This window comes from Janibacter sp. RAF52 (assembly GCF_052114035.1).
GTDB classification, from domain to species: Bacteria; Actinomycetota; Actinomycetes; order Actinomycetales; family Dermatophilaceae; genus Janibacter; species Janibacter hoylei.
This window is the reverse complement of sequence record NZ_JBFRDY010000004.1, coordinates 228,805-253,378: the sequence shown is the minus strand read 5'-3', so window position 1 is coordinate 253,378 and position 24,574 is coordinate 228,805. Positions and strand designations below refer to the sequence as shown.

At 72.7% G+C, this 24,574-nt stretch carries 18 protein-coding genes and 1 tRNA gene; 7 read left to right on the top strand and 12 right to left on the bottom strand.

All coding sequences use genetic code 11. The features are described 5' to 3' along the window. Position 1 precedes the first annotated feature (1 nt). The gene (locus AB4Y78_RS07935; RefSeq protein ID WP_441713681.1) at positions 2 to 1,114 is read right to left on the bottom strand and encodes a ferredoxin reductase; all 1,113 of its coding nucleotides are present in this window, start codon (positions 1,112 to 1,114) and stop codon (positions 2 to 4) included. A 177-nt stretch (positions 1,115 to 1,291) separates the two neighbouring features. Here AB4Y78_RS07935 and AB4Y78_RS07930 point away from each other — a divergent pair, with 177 nt between their 5' ends. Further along, complete coding sequence (locus tag AB4Y78_RS07930; RefSeq protein WP_441713680.1) at positions 1,292 to 2,476, top strand: PucR family transcriptional regulator; 1,185 nt, start codon at positions 1,292 to 1,294, stop codon at positions 2,474 to 2,476. A 499-nt stretch (positions 2,477 to 2,975) separates the two neighbouring features. On the opposite strand, the gene AB4Y78_RS07925 is transcribed toward AB4Y78_RS07930, so the two are convergent. Together AB4Y78_RS07925 and AB4Y78_RS07920 are read right to left on the bottom strand one after the other, a co-directional pair. Beyond that, positions 2,976 to 3,638, bottom strand: coding sequence for an alpha/beta hydrolase family protein (locus AB4Y78_RS07925; protein WP_441713679.1), 663 nt, complete (start codon positions 3,636 to 3,638; stop codon positions 2,976 to 2,978). Continuing rightward, entirely contained in the window at positions 3,631 to 4,503 is an 873-nt protein-coding gene (locus AB4Y78_RS07920) for an SOS response-associated peptidase (RefSeq protein WP_441737013.1), read from the bottom strand. The genes AB4Y78_RS07925 and AB4Y78_RS07920 overlap by 8 nt, the downstream gene beginning before the upstream one ends. Positions 4,504 to 4,592: 89 nt before the next feature. Between AB4Y78_RS07920 and AB4Y78_RS07915 the strand changes: the two genes are divergently transcribed. Genes AB4Y78_RS07915 through hisN form a run of 4 tightly spaced genes read left to right on the top strand, consistent with a single transcriptional unit; the run spans position 4,593 to position 8,379 of the window. After that, positions 4,593 to 5,108: a DoxX family protein gene (locus AB4Y78_RS07915; RefSeq protein ID WP_441713677.1), complete on the top strand. Its 516-nt coding sequence runs from the start codon at positions 4,593 to 4,595 to the stop codon at positions 5,106 to 5,108. A 6-nt stretch (positions 5,109 to 5,114) separates the two neighbouring features. Beyond that, positions 5,115 to 6,410 carry a 3-phosphoshikimate 1-carboxyvinyltransferase gene (gene aroA, locus AB4Y78_RS07910; protein ID WP_441737011.1) on the top strand — a complete coding sequence of 432 codons (1,296 nt, stop codon included), beginning with the start codon at positions 5,115 to 5,117 and terminating at the stop codon, positions 6,408 to 6,410. After that, positions 6,410 to 7,546 carry a ribosome small subunit-dependent GTPase A gene (gene rsgA / locus AB4Y78_RS07905; protein ID WP_441713675.1) on the top strand — a complete coding sequence of 379 codons (1,137 nt, stop codon included), beginning with the start codon at positions 6,410 to 6,412 and terminating at the stop codon, positions 7,544 to 7,546. Before aroA ends, rsgA begins: the two co-directional genes overlap by 1 nt. Positions 7,547 to 7,584: 38 nt before the next feature. Continuing rightward, on the top strand, positions 7,585 to 8,379 hold the full coding sequence (hisN, locus tag AB4Y78_RS07900) for a histidinol-phosphatase (RefSeq protein ID WP_259908674.1): 795 nt from the start codon (positions 7,585 to 7,587) through the stop codon (positions 8,377 to 8,379). A 111-nt stretch (positions 8,380 to 8,490) separates the two neighbouring features. Here hisN and AB4Y78_RS07895 read toward each other — a convergent pair whose 3' ends face one another. The 5 genes from AB4Y78_RS07895 to chrA form a co-directional block, all read right to left on the bottom strand. After that, positions 8,491 to 9,294, bottom strand: coding sequence for a hypothetical protein (locus tag AB4Y78_RS07895; protein WP_441713674.1), 804 nt, complete (start codon positions 9,292 to 9,294; stop codon positions 8,491 to 8,493). 177 nt (positions 9,295 to 9,471) lie between these two features. Beyond that, positions 9,472 to 10,845, bottom strand: a complete 1,374-nt coding sequence (locus AB4Y78_RS07890) for a M16 family metallopeptidase (protein WP_441713673.1) — start codon at positions 10,843 to 10,845, stop codon at positions 9,472 to 9,474. Beyond that, entirely contained in the window at positions 10,842 to 12,137 is a 1,296-nt protein-coding gene (locus tag AB4Y78_RS07885) for a M16 family metallopeptidase (protein WP_441713672.1), read from the bottom strand. Before AB4Y78_RS07885 ends, AB4Y78_RS07890 begins: the two co-directional genes overlap by 4 nt. 9 nt (positions 12,138 to 12,146) lie before the next feature. After that, positions 12,147 to 13,526, bottom strand: a complete 1,380-nt coding sequence (locus AB4Y78_RS07880) for an NAD(P)/FAD-dependent oxidoreductase (RefSeq protein ID WP_441713671.1) — start codon at positions 13,524 to 13,526, stop codon at positions 12,147 to 12,149. 66 nt (positions 13,527 to 13,592) lie between these two features. Next, positions 13,593 to 14,756 carry a chromate efflux transporter gene (gene chrA, locus AB4Y78_RS07875; RefSeq protein WP_441713670.1) on the bottom strand — a complete coding sequence of 388 codons (1,164 nt, stop codon included), beginning with the start codon at positions 14,754 to 14,756 and terminating at the stop codon, positions 13,593 to 13,595. Between the two features lie 15 nt (positions 14,757 to 14,771). On the opposite strand from chrA, the gene AB4Y78_RS07870 reads away from it, so the two are divergent. Then, the gene (locus tag AB4Y78_RS07870) at positions 14,772 to 15,407 is read left to right on the top strand and encodes a 4'-phosphopantetheinyl transferase family protein (RefSeq protein ID WP_441713669.1); all 636 of its coding nucleotides are present in this window, start codon (positions 14,772 to 14,774) and stop codon (positions 15,405 to 15,407) included. Here the strand turns inward: AB4Y78_RS07870 and AB4Y78_RS07865 are convergent. The 4 genes from AB4Y78_RS07865 to AB4Y78_RS07850 all read right to left on the bottom strand — a co-directional run bounded on the left by AB4Y78_RS07865 (position 15,396) and on the right by AB4Y78_RS07850 (position 23,940). Beyond that, positions 15,396 to 16,706: a M1 family metallopeptidase gene (locus tag AB4Y78_RS07865; protein WP_441713668.1), complete on the bottom strand. Its 1,311-nt coding sequence runs from the start codon at positions 16,704 to 16,706 to the stop codon at positions 15,396 to 15,398. The genes AB4Y78_RS07870 and AB4Y78_RS07865 overlap by 12 nt on opposite strands. After that, the gene (locus tag AB4Y78_RS07860) at positions 16,703 to 20,578 is read right to left on the bottom strand and encodes a Pls/PosA family non-ribosomal peptide synthetase (protein WP_441713667.1); all 3,876 of its coding nucleotides are present in this window, start codon (positions 20,576 to 20,578) and stop codon (positions 16,703 to 16,705) included. The genes AB4Y78_RS07865 and AB4Y78_RS07860 overlap by 4 nt, the downstream gene beginning before the upstream one ends. A gap of 280 nt (positions 20,579 to 20,858) precedes the next feature. Then, positions 20,859 to 20,935, bottom strand: a tRNA-Met gene (locus AB4Y78_RS07855). A gap of 44 nt (positions 20,936 to 20,979) precedes the next feature. Then, positions 20,980 to 23,940, bottom strand: coding sequence for a UPF0182 family membrane protein (locus tag AB4Y78_RS07850; protein ID WP_441713666.1), 2,961 nt, complete (start codon positions 23,938 to 23,940; stop codon positions 20,980 to 20,982). A 45-nt stretch (positions 23,941 to 23,985) separates the two neighbouring features. Here AB4Y78_RS07850 and AB4Y78_RS07845 point away from each other — a divergent pair, with 45 nt between their 5' ends. Continuing rightward, positions 23,986 to 24,555 (top strand): PPA1309 family protein, encoded by a 570-nt coding sequence (locus AB4Y78_RS07845; RefSeq protein ID WP_007929889.1) that lies wholly within the window; start codon positions 23,986 to 23,988, stop codon positions 24,553 to 24,555. The last annotated feature ends 19 nt before the right edge of the window (positions 24,556 to 24,574 follow it).

Below are 24,574 nucleotides of genomic sequence, written 5' to 3'. Positions count from 1 at the left end.
GTCAGCTCTCCGTCGTCTCGATCGTGCAGGAGCCGGCGACCGCGGAGATGCAGGTCTGCACCTTGACCGCGGGGTCGTCCGGAGTGGTCGTGGTCAGCTCGCCGGTGCGCAGGTCGCGCACGGAGCCGTCGGTCATGGGCAGGACGCAGCCGAAGCAGATGCCCATGCGGCAGCCGCTCGGCATGAGGACGCCGGCGTCCTCGGCGGCGTCGAGGATGGTGGTGCCGCCGTCGAGGTCGAGGGTGGTCGTCTCCTGGCCGACGCGAAGGGAGGCGGTCCCCCCTTCGCCCGCCTCGACGATGCTCGGGCGGAAGCGCTCCACGTGGAGCAGCTCGGTGTGACCCTGCGCGGCGTAGTGCTCCTCGAAGGCATCGAGCATCGGGGTCGGCCCGCAGATCCACGTCTCGCGCTCGCGCCAGTCGGGGACGACCTCGTCGAGCTGGTCGGGAGTGAGCATGCCCTCGTCGTCGGTGTGCCGCACGATGGCGCGCACGCCGGTGGGTGCGGCAGCGAGCTCGCGGGCGAAGATCACATCGTCGGCCGTCGGGGCGGAGTGCGCGTGGACGACGTCGAGACCGTCGAAGTCGTGGTTGCGCAGCATGCCCATGACGGGGGTGATGCCGGAGCCGCCGGTGAGGAAGAGGACCTTGGCCGGGACCGACTGCGGCAGCACGAAGTCACCGCTGGCCTGGTCGATCTGGATGATCGTGCCGGGCGTGGCGCGGTGGACGAGGTGCTGCGAGACGAGGCCGTCGGGCATCGCCTTGACCGTGATCGAGATCAGGCCGTCGCGGGCGCTCGTGTCGGAGGTCAGGGAGTAGGCGCGCCAGTGGCGCACGCCGTCGACGTCGACGCCGACGCGGATGTACTGGCCCGGCGCGTGGCCCTGCCAGTCACGGCCGGGGCGGATCGTGATCGTCGCGGCATCGCGGGTCTCGGGCGTGATCGCGACGATGCGGCCGCGCAGGTCGGCCCCGGAGCGAAGGGGGGCGAAGAGGTCGAGGTAGTCGTCCGGCACGACCGGCGTGGCCAGGCCCTGGACGATGCGGGCAGCGGTGTCGCGGAGCGAACGGGTGCCCTTCCCGGTCCGAGGACGGGATGCTGTTGCTGTCATGTCTCCATCCTCCCGGGTCAACCAAGGCCGTGCGCTGTCCTTGATGAGTAAGGTTGGAGCCGTAGATTTGTTCGCTCGGGACAAGGTCCGCGTATTTCCCTAGGGAAATGCGGTGGAGTGCGTATTTCCCTAGGGAAATGCGGGCCGGGAGCCGGGCGGCGGACGAAGGGAGTGACCGTGGCAGTGGACCAGACGGGCCGCACGGCCCGGCAGGCGGCCGGGCTGGTCCTCGACGAGGCGACGGTCGCCGCCCTTCGCGCCCAGCTGCCGCGCGTGGCCTCGGTCGTCGTCGCCGAGGTCATGCAGCAGGTGCCGGCCTACGACGTGCCCTTCCAGGGGCGGATGGGCAAGATCATCGAGCGGGCGGTGCAGGTCTCGCTCGCGAGCTTCGTCGGGTTGGCCTCCGGGACCGCGCCCAAGACGGCCCCGGTCGGGGTCGGCGTCGCCGCCGCCAGTGAGCTCGGGCAGGCCGAGGCCAAGCGGGGGCGGCCGGTCGAGGCGCTGCTGTCGGCCTACCGCGTCGGCGCGAGCGCCGCGTGGCGGGAGCTGTCGGTCGAGGCGGTCGCGGCCGGGGTGGACGCCGCGACGCTCGGCCGCTTCGCCGAGCTGGTCTTCACCTACATCGACGAGCTGTCGGCCGCCTCCGTCGCCGGCCACAACCAGCAGACGAGCAGCGCCGAGCGCGAGCGCCTCGTCCACCTCGACCGCCTGACCCGCGGCCTGCTCACCGGGCTGCCCGAAGCCACCCTCGACGACGCCGTCAACGCCGCCGACTGGGTCCCCCCGCGCACGCTCACCGCGGTGCTCGTCGACCGCCAGCGCATCCTGACCACCGCGGGCATGCTCGACCCGCGGACCCTCACCCTCGCCGAGGACCTCCCCGGCGCCGGCCCCGACCAGTCCGTCCTGCTCGTGCCCGACAGCGGCGGTCGCTCACGGGCCCGGCTGCTCGAGATCCTCGACGGCCACGACGCCACCGTCGGCCCCGCCCGCCCTTGGGCCGAGGTCGCCGGGTCGTACACCCGTGCCCTCGCCGCCGCCGAGCTGCACCTGCCCGGGGTCGTCGACACCGACGCCGTGCTGCCGGAGCTCGTGCTGCACGCCGACCCCGCGGCGCTTGCCGACCTGCGCGAGGCGGCGCTGGCTCCCTTCGCCGGGCTGCCGGAGGAGACCGCCGCGCGGCTCCAGGACACGCTGCGCGCCTGGCTGCTGCTGCAGGGACGCCGCGAGCTCGTCGCCGCGACGCTGCACGTCCACCCGCAGACCGTGCGCTACCGGATGAACCAGGTGCGCGATCTCTACGGCGAGCGCCTCACCGACCCCGACGAGGTGCTCGCGATCCTGCTCGCCCTCGGCCGCTGACCCCCCACTCCCTGCGGAGGTCGCCCCGCGACTTACCCCCCCCGCTCCCTGAGGAGGTCGCTCTGCGATTTACCCGCCGCTCCCTGAGGAGGTCGCCCCGCGACCGTCTCGAAGGGAGGTCGGTGACGTCCCTTCGAGACGCTCGGCCGTGGACGGCCTCGCTCCTCAGGGACCGGGAAGAGGTTTCCGCTCCCTGAGGAGGTCGCTCTGCGACCGTCTCGAAGGGATGTGGGTGACGTCCCTTCGAGACGCTCGGCCGTGGACGGCCTCGCTCCTCAGGGACCGGAGGGGAGACGTCGGCCGCAGGCGGCCTCGCTCCGGGTCCTGAGGAGGCGCGCCAGCGCCGTCTCGAAGGGCAGGGACCGGGGGGGAGACGTCGGCCGCAGGCGGCCTCGCTCCGGGTCCTGAGGAGGCGCGCCAGCGCCGTCTCGAAGGGAGATTGGTGACGTCCCTTCGAGACGCTCGGCCGTGGACGGCCTCGCTCCTCAGGGACCGGGGGTCAGGGGCTGGGGGCCCAGTAGTCGACGACCGCGGCCGCCACCGCGTCACCATCGGTGAAGGAGTGGGTGCCCGGCGCCTCGTCGACCCGCACCTGCTCGGCGAGGACCTCGTCCGCCCGGTCGCCGAGCTCGCGCCGCAGCCGGGAGAGGACCTTCGCCGGCGAGCCGAAGGCATCCCGGGCACCCTGCACGACCTGCACCGGCAGCCCCGCCTCGACCGGCAGGACCAGCTCGTGGATGCGCGAAGCCTCCTCGCCCTTGCCCGGCGGGATGAGCGGGAAGCTCAGCGCCAGCACGCCCGCCGCCCCCATCTCCACCGCGAGCCGGCACGACACCCGCGCCCCCGCGCTGCGCCCACCGAAGACCACCCGCTCGTGCAGCTGCCCGCGCACCACCGGGACGATCTCGCGCCAGGCCGCGTCCAGCTTCGGGGGCATGGGGGCGACCTTCTTGCCAGCCACCTTCCACGGCATCTCCACGAGCACCACCTGCCACCCGTGCTGCGGCAGGGTCGCCTCGATCGCGACGAGGTCGACGCCACCGATGCCGCCGCCCGCCCCGTGGGTGAGCAGCAGGGAGCCGCGCGGCTCCCCCTTCGCCGGCGTGAGGTGGACCCTGGCCGGGCCCTGCTGCGTGGCCACCTCCGTGGTCGCGTCAACCACCGTTGATCACCTCTCCTGTCTCCGGGTCGACGACGCCGACCAGCTCCGACGCCGGCAGCGGCTCGAGCAGCCCCGGCCCGTTGTTGCGCGTCGCGCCCACCGCCGGCGAGATCGGGTAGGCCGCGAAGCGACCCGGCTGCGCGAAGGCGAGCATCTCCCCCACCTCGGCCGGGTCGGTCAGCCCCGGGTCCAGCCAGCGCGACCAGTCCTCCCGCTCGAGCACCAGCGGCTGCCGGTCGTGGATGCGGTCCATGCCCGGGTCGGCCGCCGTCGTGACGATCGTGAAGGTCGTCAGCCACGCCTGCGGGTCGTCGTTGGCGACCACTGTCCGGTCCCGCCAGAACTCGTACAACCCCGCAAAGGCGATCGGCTGCCCGTCCTCGCGGTGGATGAAGAAGGGCTGCTTGCGCGGCTTGCCCTTGCTGTCAGTCGCCACCGGCGAGACCTGCCACTCGTACCAGCCCGCCGCCGGCACGAGGCACCGCCGCGCGACCGCCGCCTTGGCAAAGCCCGCCTTGTCGAGCACCGTCTCCGCGCGGGCATTGGTCATCCGCAGGCCGACCTTGGTCTCCTTCGCCCACGACGGCACGAGACCCCAGGTGAGCAGCCGCAGCTGACGCACCCCCACCCCCGGTTCCTGAGGTGCGAGGGCCGGGCCCGAGCCTCGACGGGCCCCCTTCGGCACGCGGGTGAGGACGACCGGGGCCTGCTTCGTCGGCGCCATGTTGTAGTCAGGGGTCCCCGGCGGCGGGTCCTGCGGGGACTTGAGGATCGAGCGCGACGGGTCACCCGTCCGGTCCGCGTCGATCTCGAACTCCTCGATGAGGTCATCCGGGTTGGCCGTGGCCGCATAACGTCCGCACACGCCTCGAGCCTAGGCCTCGACGGCGACTACGGTAGGGACGTACCGTCGGGAACCTCCCGACGCACCCACGACGACAAGGAGCATCACCCATGATCGTTCGTCGCATCGCCCGACCCATGCTCGCCGGCATCTTCATCTGGGGCGGGATCAACGCACTGCGCTTCCCCGCCGCCCACGCCCCCGCCGCGGAGCCGGTCACCAAGCCGCTCGCGGCCAAGACCCAGCTGCCCGACGACACCGAACTGCTCGTGCGCGCCAACGGTGCCGCGATGGTCGCCGGCGGCGCGCTCCTCGCCACCGGCAAGGCTCCGCGCCTGGCCTCCACCCTCCTGCTCGGGACGATGGCCCCGACGACGGCCACGCACAACTTCTGGGCCGAGTCCGACCCGCAGGCCAAGGCCGGCAAGCTCACCCAGTTCATCAAGGACGTCAGCCTCATGGGTGGCCTGCTGCTCGCCGCCGTCGACACCGCCGGTAAGCCCGGCGTCGCCTACCGCGCCAAGCTCGCCGGCGAGAGCGTCGAGCGCACCGCCCGCCAGGCCCGCAAGGCCGCGGCCCGCGAGGCCAAGCTGGCCGCCCTCCAGGCGAAAAGTGCGGTGTCCTGACCCGCGATGACCAGTCCTGATTGGCATGCCCCGGCAGCGTCCGGTCGCCTCGACGCGACCGTGACGCTGCCGGGGAGCAAGTCCCTCACCAACCGATACCTCGTCCTCGCCGCCCTGGCGTCGGACACCTCGCGGCTGCGTCGCCCCCTTCGCTCCCGCGACACCGAGCTCATGGCCCAGGCACTGCGGCAGCTCGGCGCCAGCGTCGACGACGCCACCTCCACCGGCGGCTCCCCCGACTGGATCATCACCCCTGCGACGCTGCGCGGCGGCCGCCCCGTCGACTGCGGCCTCGCCGGCACCGTCATGCGCTTCCTGCCGCCGGTCGCGGCGCTCGCGAGCGCTCCGGTGCCATTCGACGGCGACGAGCACGCGCGGGTGCGGCCCATGGCCGCGATCATCGACGCGCTGCGAGACCTCGGCGTCACCGTCGAGGACGAAGGGAGGGGCACGCTCCCCTTCGTCGTCCACGGCACCGGCTCCGTGCGCGGCGGGCGCGTCGTGCTCGACGCCTCCGCGTCCTCCCAGTTCATCTCGGCCCTGCTGCTCGCCGGCTCACTCTTCGACGAGGGCGTGACGGTCGTGCACGACGGCAAGCCGCTCCCTTCGCTCCCGCACATCGAGATGACGGTCGAGGCGCTGCGCGACGCCGGCGCAGCCGTCGACGACTCCGAGGCCAACACCTGGCGGGTCGAGCCCGGTGAGCTGCTGCCGCTCGACGTCACCGTCGAGCCCGACCTGTCCAATGCCGCGCCCTTCCTCGCCGCCGCGCTCGTCGCCGGCGGCCGGGTGTCGGTCCCCGACTGGCCCGGGCACACCACCCAGGCCGGCGACATGATCCGCGACGTCCTCGACCAGATGGGCGCCGAGGTCAGCCTCGACTCCCGCACGCTCACCGTCGCCGGCGACGGCCGCCCTAGCGGCATCGACGTCGACCTGCACGACGCAGCCGAGCTGACCCCCGTCGTCGCGGCCCTCGCCGCGTGCGCCGACGGGCCCTCGATCATCCGCGGCGTGGCGCACATCCGTGGCCACGAGACCGACCGGATCGCGGCGCTCTCGCGCGAGCTGGGTGGCCTGGGCGTCGGGGTCACCGAGCTCGAGGACGGGCTGCGGATCGACCCGGCACCGTTGCGCCCCAACACCTTCCACACCTATGCCGACCACCGCATGGTCATGGCCGGTGCGCTGCTCGCGCTGCGCGCCCCGGGCACGGTCATCGAGGACCCGGCGACGGTGGGCAAGACGCTGCCGCAGTTCGTCCACCTGTGGGACGGCATGCTCGAGGCCACGGAGGGCTGATGGGCAGGTCCGCGCGCAGCTGGGACGAGTCGGACGTCCGGGTGCGCCCCAACCGCCGCGGCTCCCGGCCCCGCACCAAGGAGCGACCCAAGCACGAGGACGCGATCGTCGGCCGGGTCACGGCCGTCGACCGGGGGCGCTGGACGACGCTCGTCCCCGCCGGCGAAGGCCTGCCCGAGCGGATCGTCATCGCCATGCGCGCCCGCGAGCTGGGTCGCTCCCCCGTCGTCGTCGGTGACCGAGTCGCCATGGTCGGCGACACCTCCGGCCGGCCCGACACCCTCGCCCGGATCGTGCGGATCGAGGAGCGGGCCACGGTCCTGCGGCGCACCGCCGACGACACCGACCCGGTCGAGCGGGTCATCGTCGCCAATGCCGACCAGCTCGTCGTCGTGGCCGCGCTCGCCGACCCCGAGCCGCGCCCCCGGCTCATCGACCGCTGCCTCGTCGCGGCCTACGACGCCGGCATGGACCCGCTGCTTGTGCTCACCAAGGCCGACCTCGCCTCGGCCGAGGACTTCCTCGCGCAGTACGCCCCGCTCGACGTCCCCCACGTCGTCACGTCCGTGCTGACCGAAGGGAGCGAAGGCCTCGCCGAGCTGCGTGGTCGCCTCGCCGGGCGCACGTCGGTGCTCGTCGGGCACTCGGGCGTCGGCAAGTCGACGCTCGTCAACGCGCTGTGCCCCGACGCCGACCGGGCGACCGGCCACGTCAACGACGTCACCGGCCGGGGGCGGCACACCTCGACGAGCGCCCTCGGCCTGCGCCTGCCGCCCCTCCCTGCGCATTTGCCTAGGGAAATGCGCACTCCCGACCCCTCCGACGCGCATCTGCCTAGGGAAATGCCCACCACGGAGGCGGAGGTGGACCCGGACGCGGCGGGGTGGATCATCGACACCCCCGGCATCCGGTCCTTCGGCCTGGCCCACGTCGAGCCCGACCGGATCATCGGGCACTTCCCCGAGCTCGCCGAGGGCGCCGACCGGGGCTGCCCGCGCGGCTGCTCCCACGACGAGCCCGACTGCGCCCTCGACGCCTGGGTGGCGGCCGGGCACGCCGGGCCGGGCGGGGAGCTGCGGCTGGACTCCCTTCGTCGGCTGCTGCGGGCACGCTCCGGCGAAGAAGCACAGGGCTGACACCGCCCCACCCCCGCGGTCCGGGTACGTTGACCGGCATGGCTTCCTCCCCCTACGCCGACGACCTGCGCCTGGCCCACGTGCTGGCCGACCAGGTCGAGCGGATCACGATGTCCCGCTTCCAGGCGGACGACCTCGTCGTCGAGTCCAAGCCGGACCTCACCCCCGTCAGCGACGCCGACCGGTCCTGCGAGGAGGCCATCCGCGCGCAGCTGGCCCGCTCCCGCGGACGCGACTCGATCCTCGGCGAGGAGTTCGGCAGCACGGGTGAGTCGCAGCGGCGCTGGATCATCGACCCGATCGACGGGACGAAGAACTTCGTGCGCGGCGTGCCCGTCTGGGCCACGCTCATCGGCCTCGTCGACGGAGAGGACTGCGTCGTCGGGCTCGTCGCCGCCCCTGCCCTTGGGCGTCGCTGGTGGGCCGCCAAGGGCGCCGGCGCGTGGACCGGTCGTTCGCTCGCCCAGGCCAAGCAGATCGGGGTCTCCCGCGTCGGGCGGCTCGGCGACGCCTCGCTGTCCTACAGCTCGCTCGACGGCTGGCGCGAGGGCGGCCGCGGGCGCAGCTTCCTCAACCTGACCTCCGACATGTGGCGCACCCGCGCCTACGGGGACTTCTGGTCGTACATGCTCGTCGCCGAGGGCGCGGTCGACGTCGCCGCCGAGCCCGAGCTCGAGGTCTACGACATGGCGGCCCTCGTCGCGATCGTCGAGGAGGCCGGGGGCCGGTTCACCTCGCTCGAGGGCAAGCCCGGCCCCTGGGGCGGCAATGCCGTCGCCACCAACGGGCTGCTCCACGACGAGGTACTCGCTCGGCTGGCCCCTGACGCCTGAGCCGCCCTGGGTCCCCGCTGATGGTGTGTTGAAGTGGTAGCCGAGCCTGCCGGCGAGCCTCCCCCACGGGCCGCCGGCGCCCAGGGCTACCGGTTCAACACACAACCATGGTCAGAGGGCCCAGCGATCCGGTGGGTCCAGGTGCCGACCTGACCTGATCACCTGCAACAGGGTGGCCGACGTCCTCGACCACCCGGCGAAGGTCATCGCGTGCGTCAGCCGGGTCGTGAAGTAGCCCAGCTCGAGAGCCCGCAGATCACGCGCTCGGTCCTTGGCGTACGTGTCCTTGCCCGTGTGGTGCTGTCGGCTGTCACACTCGATGATCCACCGCCGACCCGCGAGGTTGTCCACGCGTCCGACTCCCGGGATCTGCACCTGCGGGGTGACGCTGACGTTGTGGAGCAGCAAGAAGAGTCTGACCTTGCTCTCCGTCCCCGACTCCGCCGTGCCGGATGCCCGCTCGAGGACCCGCCGGACCCCGCGAGGAGCAGTCGCAGCCAGCGCGGCCACCGCGTCCTGGTCCAGCAGGCCCTCGTGCAGGGCACTGTCGGCCAGGATGCCGACCTCGAGCGGGTCGAGGCACCTGATGGCGTGCCGGAGCAGCAGCCCCGGCGAGGCAATCGGGTCCGACTCCGGCCACGACGGATGCCACCCGTGGCCGACCCACCCCACACCCGGGCTCCCGCGTCTCGTGTACACGTGCCGGCCGGCCACGGGCGGCACCCACAGCCCGTGTACCTCGGCCGCGGTGACACAGGTCGGGCGCACGCCGGCCGCCAGAGCCGCGCGCACCCCTTCGTCCGTGCCTGGCGTGACGTAGTAGCGGCCTGCCCTGATCAGTTGTCCGCTCGCGATGACCCGGGAGATCTCGCGGGCGGTGACCCGGGCGTGGACCTGACGGCTCGTGTAGATCATCTCGCCAGCACAGCCGAAGGGAGTGCCCGCTGCCCTCGACCCGCGCGATGTGTGGACAACCTCGGGAGACACCACACGGTTGTGTGTTGAAGTGGTAGCCCAGCCTGCCGGCAAGCCTCCCTCACGGGTTGCCGGCGCCCGGGGCTACCGGTTCAACCCACAACCGATGGAGCGCCCCTAGTTCGGGACGACGGTCACCGGCCCCAGACCGAGGGCCTCGACCTCGGTGCGATAGAGCGCGGCGTCCCCGACGACGACGATCGTGCGCTCGGCGCAGACGTGCTCACGCCAGGCCCGGTCGAGGTCGGCGGCGGTCAGCCCGCGCATCGCGGCGATGACGTCGCTGGTGAAGGTCAGCGGCAGGTTGTCGCCCGCCAGCCCGCTCGTCTCGTCGGCGATGGCGTCAGCGGTGTCGTACCGCCCCGGGGCCGTGAGGGTCATGAAGTCGACACCCGCGCGGGTCTCCTCCTCGGTCAGCCCACCGGCGACGTCGTCGAGGATCTGCGTGAGCAGTCGCAGCGAGTCGACCGTGGAGTCGGCGCGCACCGACCCGGACACCACGAAGGCCGATCCGACCTGCCGCGGCCGGAAGCCCGCCCGGATGCCGTAGGTGTACCCCTTGTCCTCGCGCAGCACCTGGTCGATGCGGGCATTGGGCGCACCGCCGACGACGTAGCCCAGCACGGGGAAGGGGGCCCACCCCGAGTCGATCCGCCGGTCCGGTCCGGGGCTGCCGAGGAGGATCTCGGACTGCACGGAGCCCGGGCGGTCGACGAGCACCACCCGCGCCGCATCCGCCGCGCGCGGGGCCGGCGCCGGGTCCACCGAGACCGTGCGGCCCCCGGTCGTCCACGCACCGATCGTCCGGGCCAGCAGCCCGTCGACGTCGACACCCGAGAGGTCCCCGGCGACGACGACCGTCGTCCCCTCGGGGTGCACGTGGGCCTCGTGGAAGGCCACGACGTCCTCACGCGTGATCGCTGCGACGGACTCCGCCGTCCCCGACGCCGGGCGGCTGGCCCGGGTCGCCGGGTCGTAGTAGGTCGCGGCCCACTGCTTGAGCGCCCGGCGACCGGCCGAGGCCCGCTCCTGCTCGATCTCCGCCAGGCGGGTGCGCCGCAGCCGGGCGACCTCCCCTTCGGCCAGCGCGGGCTCGGTGAGGCACTGGGTCATCAGGTCGAGCGCCTCGGCGAGGTGACGCTGCGGCACGTCCATGTCGATGCCGAGGCTCGCCTCGCTCATGCCCGCGCCGATCGCGATGCCGCGTCGCTCGAGCAGCTCCGACAGCTCGCGCTGACCGTGCGTGCGGGTGCCTTCGTCGAGCAGCCGCGCCATGATCCACGCGACCCCCTCGACCTCGCGCGGCTCGTGCCGCAGGGCCGCCGGCACCGAGGTCCGCACGGAGATGACGTACTGCCCCGGCACGTCGTGCACGAGGGCCCGGATGCCGTTGGGCAGCACCGTCTCCCGCGGCTGCGGGAAGCTCCACTCCTCCGCGGGCAGTACCTCGGGCCGGGGCACGACAGGTGTGCTCTGCTCGACGTCGCTCATGCGACCTCCTCCTGATCCTGGGCGACGCGGTAGACGACGGCGGCCCTGCTCTGCGGGCGCAGCCACCGGTCGGCAGCCGCCTGCACCTGCTCGGGCGTGACGGCCGCCAGGTGGTCGAGGAAGGTGTTGACGTAGCCCGGGTCGTCGTGGAGGCAGGTGTAGTGACCGATGATGTCGGCCCGCTCGTCCTTGGCCGCGAGCGCCGACAGCCAGCCCCGCTCGGCCTGCGCGCGCACCGCCTCCATCTGCTCGGGCGTCGGCCCCGCGTCGGCGAAGGCCGTCAGCTCGGCACAGATGCGCTCCTCCAGGGCGTCGGTGTCGACCCCTTCGGCGACGTCCGCGACGACGAGCCCGAGCGAGACCCCGTCGACGAAGCCCATGGCGCCCACGTCGACGCTGTTGGCCAGCTGCTCCTCACGCACGAGGGTCTGCTCCAGCGGCGAAAAGCTCAGGCCGCCAAGGCAGTCGAGCGCCATCGACGCGGCGAGGAACTCGTCGCGGGTGTCGCCCCCTTCGGCCGGCAACCGGAAGGCGAGGTGGATGCGGTCGTTGGGCACCTCGTCGGCCACCTCGACCCGCACCGGCTCGCTGAGCGGCGGCAGCGGCGCCACCGGCGCCCGCCGGGGCTGCGCACGGTGCGTGATGTGCCCGAAGTAGCGCTCGACGAGCTCGATCGCCCGCGGCGCCGTCACGTCGCCGACGATCGTCAGCACCGTGTTGTCCGGCGCGTAGTGCGCCGTGAAGAAGTCGTGGACGTCCTGCACGGACGCCGCGTCGAGGTCCTCCATCGACCCGATCGTCGGGTGGTGGTAGGGGTGCCCCTCGGGGAAGACCGTGGCGTAGACCGTCGCGAGCGCCTGGCCGTAGGGCTGGTTGTCGTAGCGCTGGCGCTTCTCCTCCTTGACGACGTCCCGCTGGTTGTCGAGGTTGGCCTGGTTGACCGCCGCGAGGAGGTTGGCGTGGCGGTCGGCCTCGAGCCACAGCGCCAGCTCGAGCGCCCCCGAGGGGATCGTCTCGAAGTAGTTGGTGCGGTCGAACCAGGTCGTCGCGTTGAGCCGCCCCCCGACGCCCATGAGCGCCTGGAAGTGCTCGCCGTTGGCCACGTGCGCACTGCCCTGGAACATCAGGTGCTCGAAGAGGTGCGCGAAGCCGGTGCGCCCCGGCTCCTCGTGACGTGACCCGACACCGACCCACAGGTTGACCGTGACGGTCGGTGTCGTGTCGTCGGGCTGCACGACCAGGCGCAGTCCGTTGGCGAGGGTGTGCTCCTCGAGAGCGAAGTCCAGCGTCATGCAGGCACCCTACGACGCGTCGCGTTGCTCCTCGTGGCCGCGCCGCGGCAGCTCGGGGTAGGCATTGGGACCGAGGTCCTCGAAGGCCCGCCGCGCGAAGACCTGCTGGATCGTCGTGGCTCGCTCGTTGCGGTTGTTGCCGACGAAGGTGATGATCCAGTTGAGCAGCGTGGAGATGCGGTTCTTGAAGCCGACCATCGCCATGAGGTGCACGGCGAGCCAGGCCAGCCAGGCGATGAAGCCGGTGAGCTTGACCTTGCCGATGCTCGCGACGGCGGAGTACTTCGAGATCGTCGCCATCGAGCCCTTGTCCTTGTAGACGAAGGGGGCCTGCGGCTCCTTGCCCTCGAGTCGGCCGAGGATCTCCTTGGCCGCGTAGCGGCCACCCTGGATCGCCAGCTGGGCGACGCCCGGGTAGCCCTTGAGGTTGATCATGTCGCCGACGAGGAAGATCTCCGGGTGCCCCTTGACGGTCAGGTCCTCCTCGACGTGGACGCGCCCGGCGCGGTCGACCTCGGCGCCGGCCTGGTCGGCGATCATCTTGCCGAGCGGGGAGGCGGCGACGCCGGCGGCCCAGACCTTGGTCATGGCCTCGATGCGACGGACCGTGCCGTCCTTGTCCTTGACCTCGATGCCGGTGCCGTCGACCTCGGTGACCATGGCGCCGAGCTGGACCTCGACGCCGCGCTTCTCGAGGCTGGCGCGGGTCTTGCCGCCGAGGCGGTCACCGAAGGAGGGCAGCACCTGCGGCGCAGCGTCGAGCAGGATGACGCGGGCGTCCCGCGGGTTGATGTGGCGGAACTCGTGCGCGAGCGTCTTGTGCGACAGCTCGGCGATCTGGCCGGCCATCTCGACACCCGTCGGGCCCGCGCCGACGACGACGAAGGTGAGCAGCCGCTCGCGGTCCTCGGGGTCGGTCGTCGTCTCGGCGAGCTCGAAGGCACCGAAGATGCGCCCCCGCAGCTCGAGCGCGTTGTCGATGTCCTTCATGCCCGGCGCGTAGCGGGCGAAGTGGTCGTTGCCGAAGTACGACTGGCCGGCGCCGGCGGCGACGATGAGGCTGTCGTAGGGCGTGACCGTCTCCTGGCTCAGCGAGTGCGAGGTGACGGTGCGGCCCTCGACGTCGATCTCGGTGACGTCGCCGAGGATGGTGCGCACGTTCTTGTCGCGGGCGAGGATGTCGCGGGTCGCCGGGGCGATGTCGCCCTCGGAGAGGATGCCCGTCGCCACCTGGTACAGCAGCGGCTGGAAGAGGTGGTGGCCGGTCCGCGAGATGAGGGTGACCTCGACGTCCTTGCCGCTCAGGGCCTTCGCGGCGAAGAGGCCGCCGAAGCCGGATCCGATGATGACGACGCGATGCTTGCCAGAGTTAGCGCTCACGTCCTCCATTGTGGCCCAGTGTGTGTCGAAGGTGAAATCGTGTCGGTTTTTGCTCGCCCGGAAGCCCTCGGTCTGCTACAGGACCAGCGCGCCGAGGACGCTGGCGCCGAGGACGACCGCCCAGGCGGGCACCCGCTGCGAGGCCAGGGCGGCGAGGGCGAGCAGCGCCACGACGATGCTCCACGGGCCGGTGATCCCCTGCGTGATGACCGGGTCGTAGAGCGCCGCGGCGAGCAGCCCGACGACGGCGGCACCGGCCCCGGCGAGCGCCCGTCGAGCCCGGGTGGAGGCGCGCAGCCGGTCCCACAGCGGCAGCCCGCCGAGGACGAGCAGCGCCGACGGCGCAAAGATCGCCAGGGTCGCGAGCAGCGCCCCGACGGCGGGGTGCAGGCCGGGCACGAGGGCCCCGAGGTAGGTCGCGAAGGTGAAGAGCGGCCCCGGCACGGCCTGGGCGGCGCCGTACCCGGCGAGGAAGTCGCCGTGCCCGACCCAGCCCGCCGTCTCGGCCTCGAGCAGCGGCAGCACGACGTGGCCGCCGCCGAAGACGAGCGACCCGGCGCGGTAGAAGCCGTCGACGACCCCGAGCGCGGGACCGCCGACGAGGGCCGCGAGCAGCGGGAGCACCGCGAGCAGGGCCACCCAGGCCCCGAGGGCGAGGCCGGCGGTGCGCCGGCCGACGTGAGGGGTGGCGGGGTCCCCCTTCGTCGTCTCGGGGCGCAGCCACAGCAGCCCGGCGAGCCCGCCGACGACGATCGCGCCGACCTGCCCGACGGCCGTCGGGAGCAGCAGCGCGATGGCCAGGGCGGCGACGACGATCAGGGCGCGGCGCAGGCCGGTGGCGAGCGTGCGGGCCATGCCGACGACCGCGTGGGCGACGACGGCGACGGCGGCCGCCTTGAGCCCGAGGAGCCAGCCCTCGTCACCGGTGAGCCCGGCGGCCTGCGCGCCGAGGGCCGCGCCGAGCATGAGCAGGGCCGAAGGGAGCGTGAAGCCCACCCAGGCCGCCACCATGCCGAGGTGGCCGGCTCGTCGCAGGCCGATGGCCATGCCGACCTGGCTCGACGCCGGGCCGGGGAGGAACTGGCAGAGGGCGACGAGGTCGGCGTAGGCCTCCTCGGTGAGCCACCGCCGCCGCACGACGAAGGCCTCGCGGAAGTACCCCAGGTGCGCGACCGGCCCCCCGAAGCTCGTCAGCCCGAGCACGAGGAAGACCCTCAGGACCTCTGCCGCCCCCCGCACGCCTACGCTCCACCCGTGGACATCGCCTGGCACGACGGTTCCCTGAGGAGCTCGCCCCGCGAGCGTCTCGAAGGGACCGAGCCCGCCAGTCCCCCACGCTCCCTGAGGAGCTCGCCCCGCGAGCGTCTCGAAGGGACCGAGCCCGCCAGCCCCCCACGCTCCCTGAGGAGCTCGCCCCGCGAGCGTCTCGAAGGGACCGACGCCGAGCTGCGGGCCCACCTGCACCACTGGTCGGAGGGAGTCCCCGCCACCACCGGTCGGCACTGCCCCGCCTGCGGCTCGGACGCCCACGGTCGACCGTGGGCCCGCCTGGCCGACGGGCGCACCCCGCACGTCAGCCTGTCGCGGTGCGGGGAGCACCTCGTGACGGTCGTGGCGGAGCACCCCGTGGGCATCGACGTCGAGTCGGTCGCCGCGGTCGACGCCCGGTGGGACCCGGCGCTCGTGCTCCACCCCGACGAGCGCGCCGACAGCCCCCGCGAGCGTGCGCTCGCGTGGTGCCGCAAGGAGGCGGTGCTCAAGGCGCTCGGCACCGGTCTGCGGACGCCGATGAGCCGGATCAGGGTTGCCGACTGGGCGCACGTCGACGTGACCGCGCCGGCGGGGTGCGTTGCGAGCGTCGTCGTCATCCCAGGGGCCTCAGGCCGGTAGCGGCGGCAGCTCGACGGCGTCGAGCCACTGCTCGAAGAGGTCGCTGTGGTCCTGCCCGGTGACGCTCTCGACGTGCTCGACGAACATCGCGGTCGTGACGTTGCGGTGCCGCTGAGCGGCGGTCCACGTCTGCAGCACCTCGAAGAAGGCCCGGTCACCGATCTCGTGCCGCAGCGCGTGCAGCAGCAGCGCCCCCCGCTTGTAGACCCGGTCGTCGAACATCAGCTCGGAGCCCGGGTCGGCGAGGAGCAGGTCGGGACCCTCGTCGGTGCGCACCCGCTCGTGGTGGACGTCGGCGCGCTCGCCGACGGTCATCAGCCCGATCCGCTCGGACCACAGCCACTCGGAGTAGCAGGCGAAGCCCTCGTGCAGCCAGATGTCGCGCCACGCGGTGAGGGTCACGGAGTTGCCCCACCACTGGTGGCTCAGCTCGTGGGCGACGAGCCGGATGCAGTCCCAGTCGTCGCGCATGAAGTTGCGCCCGAAGGTCGACAGCCCCTGCGACTCCAGCGGGATCTCGAGGTCGTCGTCGGTGATGACGGCCGTGTACGACGCGAAGGGGTAGTCGCCGAAGAGCTCCGCGTAGAAGCCGAGCATCTGCGGCTGCATGCCAAAGGCCGCCTCGAAGCCCTCACGGGGCCGGTCGACGGGGGCGATGACCCGCACGGGCACCGGTGCGCCCTCCTGCTCGATGACCTCGTACCGCCCGATCTGCACGGTGGCGAGGTAGGTCGCCATCGGCGCGTCCTGGCGGTACGTCCAGGTGACGCTGCTCCCCTTCGCGCTGCGGTCGACGAGCTCGCCGGCGACGGCGACGTGGTACCCCTTCGGCGCGGTGAGGGCGATCTCGTAGGTCGCCTTGTTGTCCGGGCGGTCGTTGCACGGGAACCACGACGGGGAGCCGTGCGGCTGGGCGGCGACGAGCACGCCGTCCTCGAGCTCCTCCCAGCCGGCCTCGCCGAGCTTGCGGCTGCGGATCTGCTGGGGCGTGCCGGCGTACTTGACCGTGATCTCGACGTCCGCTCCGGCGGGCAGTGTCTCGCCGAGCGTCACCGTGAGCGTGTCGAAGCGGTGCGTGTACTTGACGTTGCTCCCGTCGACCTGGACGCGCGCGACGTTCAGCCCGTGCAGGTCGAGGTCGACCTTGCTGACCTCCTCGAGCGCGTGGCAGCGCAGCGTCGCCACCCCGGAGAGGCGGTTGCCCGCGACCTTGTAGTCGAGCACCAGGTCGTAGTGCTCGACGTCGTAGCGGGCGTCCCCGTGCCCGGGGACGTAGTCGTCCGTGCCCTTGCGCCTCACGCTTCCTCTTCCTCCCAGGGACCGATGGGGTTGCCGATCCACCGCGTGCGTGACGGTACGCCCTCGCCGCGCATGACGAGGGAGACGGGTCCGACCGTCGCATCCCGGCCGAGGCTGGACGAAGGGAGGATGACGCTGTTGGGGCCGAGGGTCGCGCCCGCGCCCAGCACGACGCGGTCCATCTGGAGGACCCGGTCGTGGAACAGGTGGGTCTGCACGACGCAGCCGTGGTTGACGGTGGCGCCGTCGCCGAGCTCGACGAGGTCGCTCTCGGGCAGCCAGTAGGTGTCGCACCAGACCCCTTCGCCGATCCGGCTGCCCATGAGGCGCAGCCAGGCGTTGAGCGCGGGCGTGCCGACGGTGATCTGGGCGAACCACGGCGCGGCGAGCACCTCGGTGAAGGTGTCGGCGAGCTCGTTGCGCCACACGAAGGAGGTCCACAGCTCGTGGTCGCCCTCGCGGTGGCGGCCGACGAGGACCCACTTGGCGACGAGGGTGAGGCCTGCCGCGAGGTGCCCGGCGACGAGGAGCACGGGGCCGGCGAGGAGCACCGCGGCCCAGACCGACCGGTCGAGCAGGGCGAGCAGGGTCAGCCCGACGGCGAGGTGCAGGGCCACGCCGCACAGCAGGGGCACGACGCGGCAGATCTCGACGAGCGAGCGCAGCACCTTGAGCCGGGTCGGCGGGTCGTAGGTGCGGCTGGAGTCCATGTCGTCCGCGGTGCGGCGCAGCTTGCGCGGGGGCGAGCCGATGTAGGAGTCGCCGGCCTTGGCCTTGCCCCGCTGCGGCGCCGCGGAGAGCACGGCGACGAGCGAGCGCTTGGGCACCCGCCGGCCGGGGGCGAGCATGCCCGAGTTGCCGACGAAGGCCCGCTTGCCGACCTTGACCCGCTCGACGCGGATCCAGCCGCCACCGAGCTCGTAGGACCCGACGAGGGTGTCGTCGGCGAGGAAGGCGTGGTCGTTGACCCTCACCAGCTTGGGGATGAGCAGGACCGTGGAGGCCTCGACGCCTTCACCGACGCGGGCGCCGAGCAGCCGCAGCCAGGTCGGGGTGAAGGCGCTGGAGTAGATGGGGAAGAGCCAGTCGCGGGCGTGGTCGAGCAGGCGCACCGTGTAGAGGATCGACAGTCCCTCGGCCGAGCGGACGGGGAAGTGCCCCGGCTCGATCCGGGTCGCGAGCAGTCGGGTGAGCCCGATGACGAGGAGGGCGAGGGTGAGGTAGCCGACGAGGGCGGCCAGCGGCAGCCACGGCAGCGCGGCCCGCACGGCCTCGCCGAGCGAGTCGGCGCCGGAGAGCGCCGGCCACAGGACGGCCGCCCCCGCGAGGGTGGCGATGCCCGGCAGGCTGGCGACGAGCACGGCGACGACCCCCATGCCGACGAGCCACCGACGCGGCGCGGGTGCCTCCTGGCTCGACCACGGGCCCCGGGCGGGCGCCCGGCGCTCGGCGGGCGAGCCGGACCAGGCCTCCCCCGCGGTCACCGTGCCGAGCACGTGCGAGCCCGGTGCGACCTCGGCGCCGCGACCGACGACCGCACCCGGCGAGAGGGTGCTGCGGGCGCCGATGCGGGCCTTGGCGCCGATGCTGATCGGGCCAACGTGCACGAGGTCGCCGTCGATCCAGTAGCCGAGCAGGTCCACCTCGGGCTCGATCGCGGCCCCCGCCCCGACGTCGAGCCATCCGGTGACCGGAGGCAGGGCGTGCAGGTCCACCCCTTCGCCGATCTTGGCGCCGAGCAGCCTTGCGTACCAACGAAACCAGACGGCGCCCGAGAGCGCCGCCGCGGCGAGCTCGTCCTGGGTGCGGGCGGCCAGCCACAGCCGCAGGTGGGCCTTGCCGCCGCGCGGGTGCGAGCCGGGCTCGACGCCGCGCAGCAGGACCCGGGCGATGAGCGCGGCGAGCGCCATGCGGCCCGGCGCGGCGATGAAGACCACGGCGAGCAGCGCGACGAGCCACAGCGGGTAGGTCGGCAGCCACGGCAGGGCCGGGTGGGCGATCGTCGTGCCGAGCACGAGCCACGCCAGCCAGCGCATGCCGGCGAGGGCACGAAGGGGGATCATCCCGACGAGCTGCGCCACCTGGGTCTTCGTGCGGATCGGGCGCACCTTGCGGTTGGTCCGCACCATCGTCGACGCAGCCGACGATGCGTCGAGCCAGGCGGCGAGGTCGCCGAGGCTCGGGTGGGCGTAGAGGTCACCGACGGTCGTCTCGGGGTTCTTCTCCCGCAGGCGGCTCACCACCTGCGCGGCGGTGAGCGACCCACCGCCGAGGTCGAAGAAGTCGTCGCTCGGGTCGCCCACGTCCGCGCCGATGATCTCGGCCCAGATCGCCGCGATCCACTGCGCGGTCTCGCCGAGCTCTCCCTTCGCCGGGGTGTCGGTCGAGGTGGGCAGGGGCCACGGCAGGGCGTCGCGGTCGACCTTGCCCGACGTGCGCGTCGGCAGCTCGTCGACGACGGCGAGGCGCGGCACGAGGGCCGCGGGCATGCGCTCGCGCAGCAGGTCGCGGGCGTGGGCGGCGTCGTAGCGCTCGTCGGTCGTCAGGTAGCCGACGAGCAGCTTGTTGCCCGCCTGGGTCGAGCGGACCGCCGCCGCGGCGGAGACGACGCCGGGCACCCGCAGCAGCTGCTCGTCGATCTCGCCGAGCTCGATCCGTCGCCCGCCGAGCTTGATCTGGTCGTCGGCGCGACCGGCGAAGACGAGACCCTCGGGGTCGTTGCGCACCACGTCGCCGGAGCGGTAGGCGCGCTCCCAGCCGAGGGTGGGCATGGGCGCGTACTTCTCCGCGTCCTTGGCGGGGTCGAGGTAGCGGGCCAGACCGACGCCGCCGATGATCAGCTCGCCGGACTCGCCCTCCGCGACCGGGTGGCCCTCCTTGTCGACGACCGCGAGGTCCCAGCCGGCGAGCGGCAGCCCGATGCGGACCGGGTCGGTGCCGTCGAGCATGGCGCCGCACGCGACGACGGTGGCCTCGGTGGGGCCGTAGGTGTTCCACACCTCGCGCCCGGGCGACTGGAGGCGGGCGGCCAGCTCGGGCGGGCAGGCCTCGCCGCCCATGATGAGCAGGCGCACCCGCTCGAGCGAGCTCGGCGGCCACAGCGACACGAGAGTCGGCACCGTCGAGACGATGGTGATCTCGTTGGCCACCAGCCACGGCCCGACGTCGACGCCGGAGCGGACGAGCGAGCGCGGGGCCGGCACGAGGCACGCGCCGTAGGCCCACGCGAGCCACATCTCCTCGCAGCTGGCGTCGAAGGCCACGGACAGGCCGGCCATGACCCGGTCCCCCGGGCCGATCGGGTCGTCGACGAGGAACATCTGCGACTCGGCGTCGACGAAGGCGGCCGCGTTGCGGTGGGTGACGGCCACGCCCTTCGGCTTGCCGGTGGAGCCGGAGGTGAAGATCACCCAGACGTCGTCCTCGGTCGTGGGCGACGACGGCTTGATCGACGAGCGCCCTTGTCCCACAGGGGTGGTCGAGATGACGAGGTCGTTGCCGACGACGGCCGCGGCGGCCGACTCCTCGAAGACCACCCGGGCCCGCTCGTCGGGGTCCTCCGCGTCGACGGGGACGTACGCGGCGCCGGCCAGGATGATGCCGATGATGGCGACGTAGAGGTCGGTCGAGCCGGAGCGGATGCGCACCCCGACCTTGTCCCCCGGCCCGATGCCGAGCTCGGCGAGCTGCTCGGCGAGCGCCGAGGCAGCCTCCGCCAGCTCGCTGTAGGTGAGCATCTCCTGCCCGCTGTCGACGGCCGGCGCGTCCGGGTGGGCGGCCACGACCGCGGTGAAGATGTCGACGAGGGTGCGCGGGGCGGGCGCGCGATCACCCGCGAGGAGCGCAGGCAGCAGGGGCGAAGGGGGCGTCACGGAGGGCAGGATCCCCCACCAAGGTGAACACTCGGCGCAGCCCCGCCACGGGTGACCCGACCGTGATCCCCCGCGGCTCCAGCGCTGCCCGGCGTCATTGAGGTCACCTGGCGTCGTTGATGTCACCTGGTTGCCCGGAGAGGGGGGACCACGCGCCACCAACGACGCCGGGCTCCCAGCTGGCCACCACCCCGATCCCTGAGGAGGCAACCCGCGGCCATCTCGAAGGGATCCTGACATGCAAGAGGCCCCCGACCAGATGGTCGGGGGCCTCTCGGAGTGGTAGCGGGGGCAGGATTTGAACCTGCGACCTCCGGGTTATGAGCCCGGCGAGCTACCGAACTGCTCCACCCCGCGTCGTTGCGTCATTAACTCTACGTGAACGCACGGGGAGGACCAAATCAGCCCGCGTCGAGGTCGGCCGAGCCCCCTCCCGGCTGCACCTTGGCAGCCTCCTCGAGCTGCTTCTTCAGCTCCTTCTGGGCCTCGTCGTAGGCGGCGAAGTCGCCCTTCTTCAGGGCGTCCTGACCGTCCTTGTAGGCCTTCTGCATCCCGGCGATCGCCTGGCGCAGCTTCTTGTCGTCGGCCGAGAGGTTCTTGGGCTCATCGGGCTCCTCGGGCTTCTTCGTCGGCTCGCCGCTCGGCTTGCCCTCGGCCGTCACACCGGCGTCCCCGCCGAAGAGCTCGTCGAGCGCCGTCTCGAGGTCCTGCGCCCAGGCGACCTTGCCACCGAAGGTGACGATGACGATCCGCAGCTGCGGATAGCTCGTCCCCGACGCCGACGACAGGTAGATCGGCTCGACGTGGAGGAAGCCCTCGCCGACCGGCAGCGCCAGCTGGTTGCCGTAGGAGACCTGCGACCCGCCACGGTTGGCGTTGTTGAGGTAGTCGGTCAGCGTCTGGCTGCCGTCACCCGAGGTCGCGTTGGACGAGACGATGTCGTTTTGCACCTGACCGACACCCGGCACCGTGGTGTTGCGCGGCACCGACAGCAGGCGCAGCTGGCCGTAGTCCGAGGCGGGTGTGCCCTTCACCGACCCCGCGTCGGCGTCCACCGCGAGGTACCCGGCCATGACGTTGCGCGTGCCCCGGGGGATGTACGTCGAGGTGAGCGACCACGCCGGCTGCTCCTGGTCGGGCATCGCGAGCGACAGGAAGTACGGCGGCTGGGCGACCCCGTCGTTGCCCCGCGACGGGTCGTCCGGCACCCGCCAGCGGTCCTGGCCGGCGCGGAAGTCCGCCGCCGACGTCACGTGGTAGTCGGCGAGCACCGCGCGCTGCATCCGGAAGAGGTCCTCCGGGTAGCGCAGGTGCGACATGAGATCGCCGCTGATCTCCTCCTTCGGCGTGAGCAGCCCGGGGAAGGCCTTGTCCCACGCGCTGACGATCGGGTCGCTCTCGTCCCACGTGTAGAGCTTGACCGTGCCGTCGTAGGCGTCGACGGTTGCCTTGACCGAGTTGCGCATGTAGTTGATGCGGTCGCCGACGAGCGAGCTCGCCTGCTGGGTCTGCACCGACGACACCTGGCCCGACTGCACGCCCGACATCGAGAAGGCGGTGCTGTAGGGGTAGTTCTGCGACGTCGTGTAGCCGTCGACCACCCACTGGATCCGCCCGTCGACGACCGTCGGGTAGACGTCGTCGTCGAGCGTCAGCCACGGCGCGACCCGCCGCACCCGCTCCGACGGGGTGCGGTGCTCGAGCAGCCGCGAGTCCGACCCGACCGCATCGGAGAGGAGGAACTTCAGGTCCCGGTGGGTCACGGCGTAGGCGGCCTGGCGCATCCGCGAACCGATCGCCACTCCCCCTTCGCCCTGGTAGGTGTAGCGCGACTCCTCGCCGCCGGTCGGCTGGTCGATCTCGCGCGGGGTCGTCGTGTCGCCCTGCCCGACGATCGAGAAGTGGTCCATCTCCTCGCCGAAGTAGATCCGCGGCTCGTACTCGCCGAGCTCGTCCTCCGGGGTGATCCACTGCGGGTTGCCCGCCCGGGCCTGCGTGCCGCGGGCCATGACCAGCCCGTAGCCGTGGGTGTAGACGGTGTGGTCGTTGACCCAGTCGCGGCGGTCCGCCGGCACCTTGTCGAGGTCGAGCTCGCGGGCACCGACGACGACGTCGACGGTCTCGCCGTCGATGTCGTAGCGGTCGACGTCCAGCTCGTCCTGGAAGGTGTAGTAGGGCTGCTGCGCCTGCAGCTCCTGGTAGGTCGTGCTCACGACGGCCGGGTCCAGCAGCCGGATGCCCGGGATCGACGCGGCGTCCTCGCGCAGCTGCCCCGACTCGACGTCGGAGACCGCGTCATAGCTGTCGGTCTTGACCCCCGTCACCCCGTGCGCCGCGCGCGTGGCGTCGATGTTGCGCTGCAGATAGGGCTCCTCGAGCGAGTTGCGCGAGGGGCTGACCTTGTAGGTCTCGACGAGCGCCGGGTAGATCGAGCCGACGACGACCGACAGGACGACGAGGGTCGCGACGGCGATGAGCGGCAGGCGCCACGAGCGCGAGCGCACCGACGCGAGGAAGAGCCCGGCGCACATCGCCGCGGCGACCGCGAGGATGTACTTCGTCGGCACGAGCGCGTGCGCGCCCGTGTAGCCGACACCGGTGAGGACCTCGTTTTCCTGCGTCGTCAGCGAGTGCGCGCTGAGCACGTAGCTCCACGCCCGCAGCAGGGCGAGGACCGCGGCGATGACCGCGAGGTGGAGGAAGGCCACGCGCGTGGACCGACCCCGACCGGGCGGCACGATGCCGCCGTAGACGTAGTGGGTGAAGACCGCCGCGAAGAGGGCCCCGAGCGCGGCCACGGTGAGGAAGCCGACGACGAAGCTCCACCACGGCAGCGCGAAGAGGTAGTAGCTGATGTCGCGACCGAACTCCGCGTCGGTCGTGCCCGTGCTCGAGCCATTGCGCCACAGCAGCCAGGTCTGCCACTGGCCGGCGGCAGCCAGCCCGCCGAGCACGCCGAGCACCGCGGGGAGGGCGATGGCCGCCACCTTGCGGAAGGGCTCGATGGCGCGCCGGTACTGCGCGAGCGCCTGCTCCCCCGGCGTCATCGGCACCGACATCGGGCGCGTGCGGTGGGCCAGCCACAGGCTGAGCCCGATGGGCAGCGCGGTGATCAGCCCGCCGAGGACGAAGAGCAGGACCTGCGTGCGCAGGCGCGTCCACCACATGTCGGAGTAGCCGAGGGAGCTGAACCACAACGACTCGGTCCACAGGCTCGCCGCCAGGCTGAGCAGCAGCAGGACCGCGGCGACGACGAAGGCCACCTTGCCGACCCGCCCCCGCGGCACACGTCGGGAGGGCGGACCCTCGTCCCGGGGCGGCGGCGCGCCCCCTTCGTCATCCGGCCAACTCGCGCTGCTCATGGTGGGGCCACGGTACCCAGCGCACCTGAGGCGCCATAGGGCAGCATGGGCATCGTGCCCGACTCGTCATCCACCAGCACCCCCGACAGCGTCCCCACGGCGGAGCCCCTCGAGGTCGCCGCGCTCGAGACCGAGCGTCACGTCGCCTCGGCGGGGTGGGACCAGAACCCGCGCGTCTTCGCGCTCGTCGACACCGCCGCGCTCATCGCGGCCGAGCCGGCGCTCGCCGCCTCGCTGACCGGCGACGCCGACCGCGCTCCCGGCGCGCTCACCGCCATCGAGCAGGAGGACCTGCCGCGCACCGCCAACCTCGAGTCGCTGCTCGGACGGATGGCCTGGCCCGACACCGTGCACGGCGTCGCCCTCGCCGTCGAGCGCATCGTCATCCCGCCGGGCGCCGAGCGCGACCTGCCGCAGGACCCGACTGCTGCCGTCGACGCCCTGGCCGAGCACCCGCAGCGCGAGGACGTGCGCCTGCTCGTCGCGGTCCATCGCGACGGCCGCGCGGTGTGCCTGCTGCGTCAGCGGGCCAACGACCGCGACGACCGCGTGGCGAAGGGAGAGGACATCGCCCCCGGCCTCGTCCACGCGCTGCGCGCGACCCTCGAGGACTGACCTGCTTATCTCTCTCGGC

Excerpts from the sequence above, each read along its gene's own strand:
- AB4Y78_RS07935 (WP_441713681.1), bottom strand. The coding sequence starts at position 1,114 with ATGACAGCAACAGCATCCCGTCCTCGGACCGGGAAGGGCACCCGTTCG.
- AB4Y78_RS07915 (WP_441713677.1), top strand. The coding sequence starts at position 4,593 with ATGATCGTTCGTCGCATCGCCCGACCCATGCTCGCCGGCATCTTCATC.
- aroA (WP_441737011.1), top strand. The coding sequence starts at position 5,115 with ATGACCAGTCCTGATTGGCATGCCCCGGCAGCGTCCGGTCGCCTCGAC.
- rsgA (WP_441713675.1), top strand. The coding sequence starts at position 6,410 with ATGGGCAGGTCCGCGCGCAGCTGGGACGAGTCGGACGTCCGGGTGCGC.
- hisN (WP_259908674.1), top strand. The coding sequence starts at position 7,585 with ATGGCTTCCTCCCCCTACGCCGACGACCTGCGCCTGGCCCACGTGCTG.
- AB4Y78_RS07895 (WP_441713674.1), bottom strand. The coding sequence starts at position 9,294 with ATGATCTACACGAGCCGTCAGGTCCACGCCCGGGTCACCGCCCGCGAG.
- AB4Y78_RS07890 (WP_441713673.1), bottom strand. The coding sequence starts at position 10,845 with ATGAGCGACGTCGAGCAGAGCACACCTGTCGTGCCCCGGCCCGAGGTA.
- AB4Y78_RS07885 (WP_441713672.1), bottom strand. The coding sequence starts at position 12,137 with ATGACGCTGGACTTCGCTCTCGAGGAGCACACCCTCGCCAACGGACTG.
- AB4Y78_RS07880 (WP_441713671.1), bottom strand. The coding sequence starts at position 13,526 with ATGGAGGACGTGAGCGCTAACTCTGGCAAGCATCGCGTCGTCATCATC.
- AB4Y78_RS07850 (WP_441713666.1), bottom strand. The coding sequence starts at position 23,940 with ATGAGCAGCGCGAGTTGGCCGGATGACGAAGGGGGCGCGCCGCCGCCC.
- AB4Y78_RS07845 (WP_007929889.1), top strand. The coding sequence starts at position 23,986 with ATGGGCATCGTGCCCGACTCGTCATCCACCAGCACCCCCGACAGCGTC.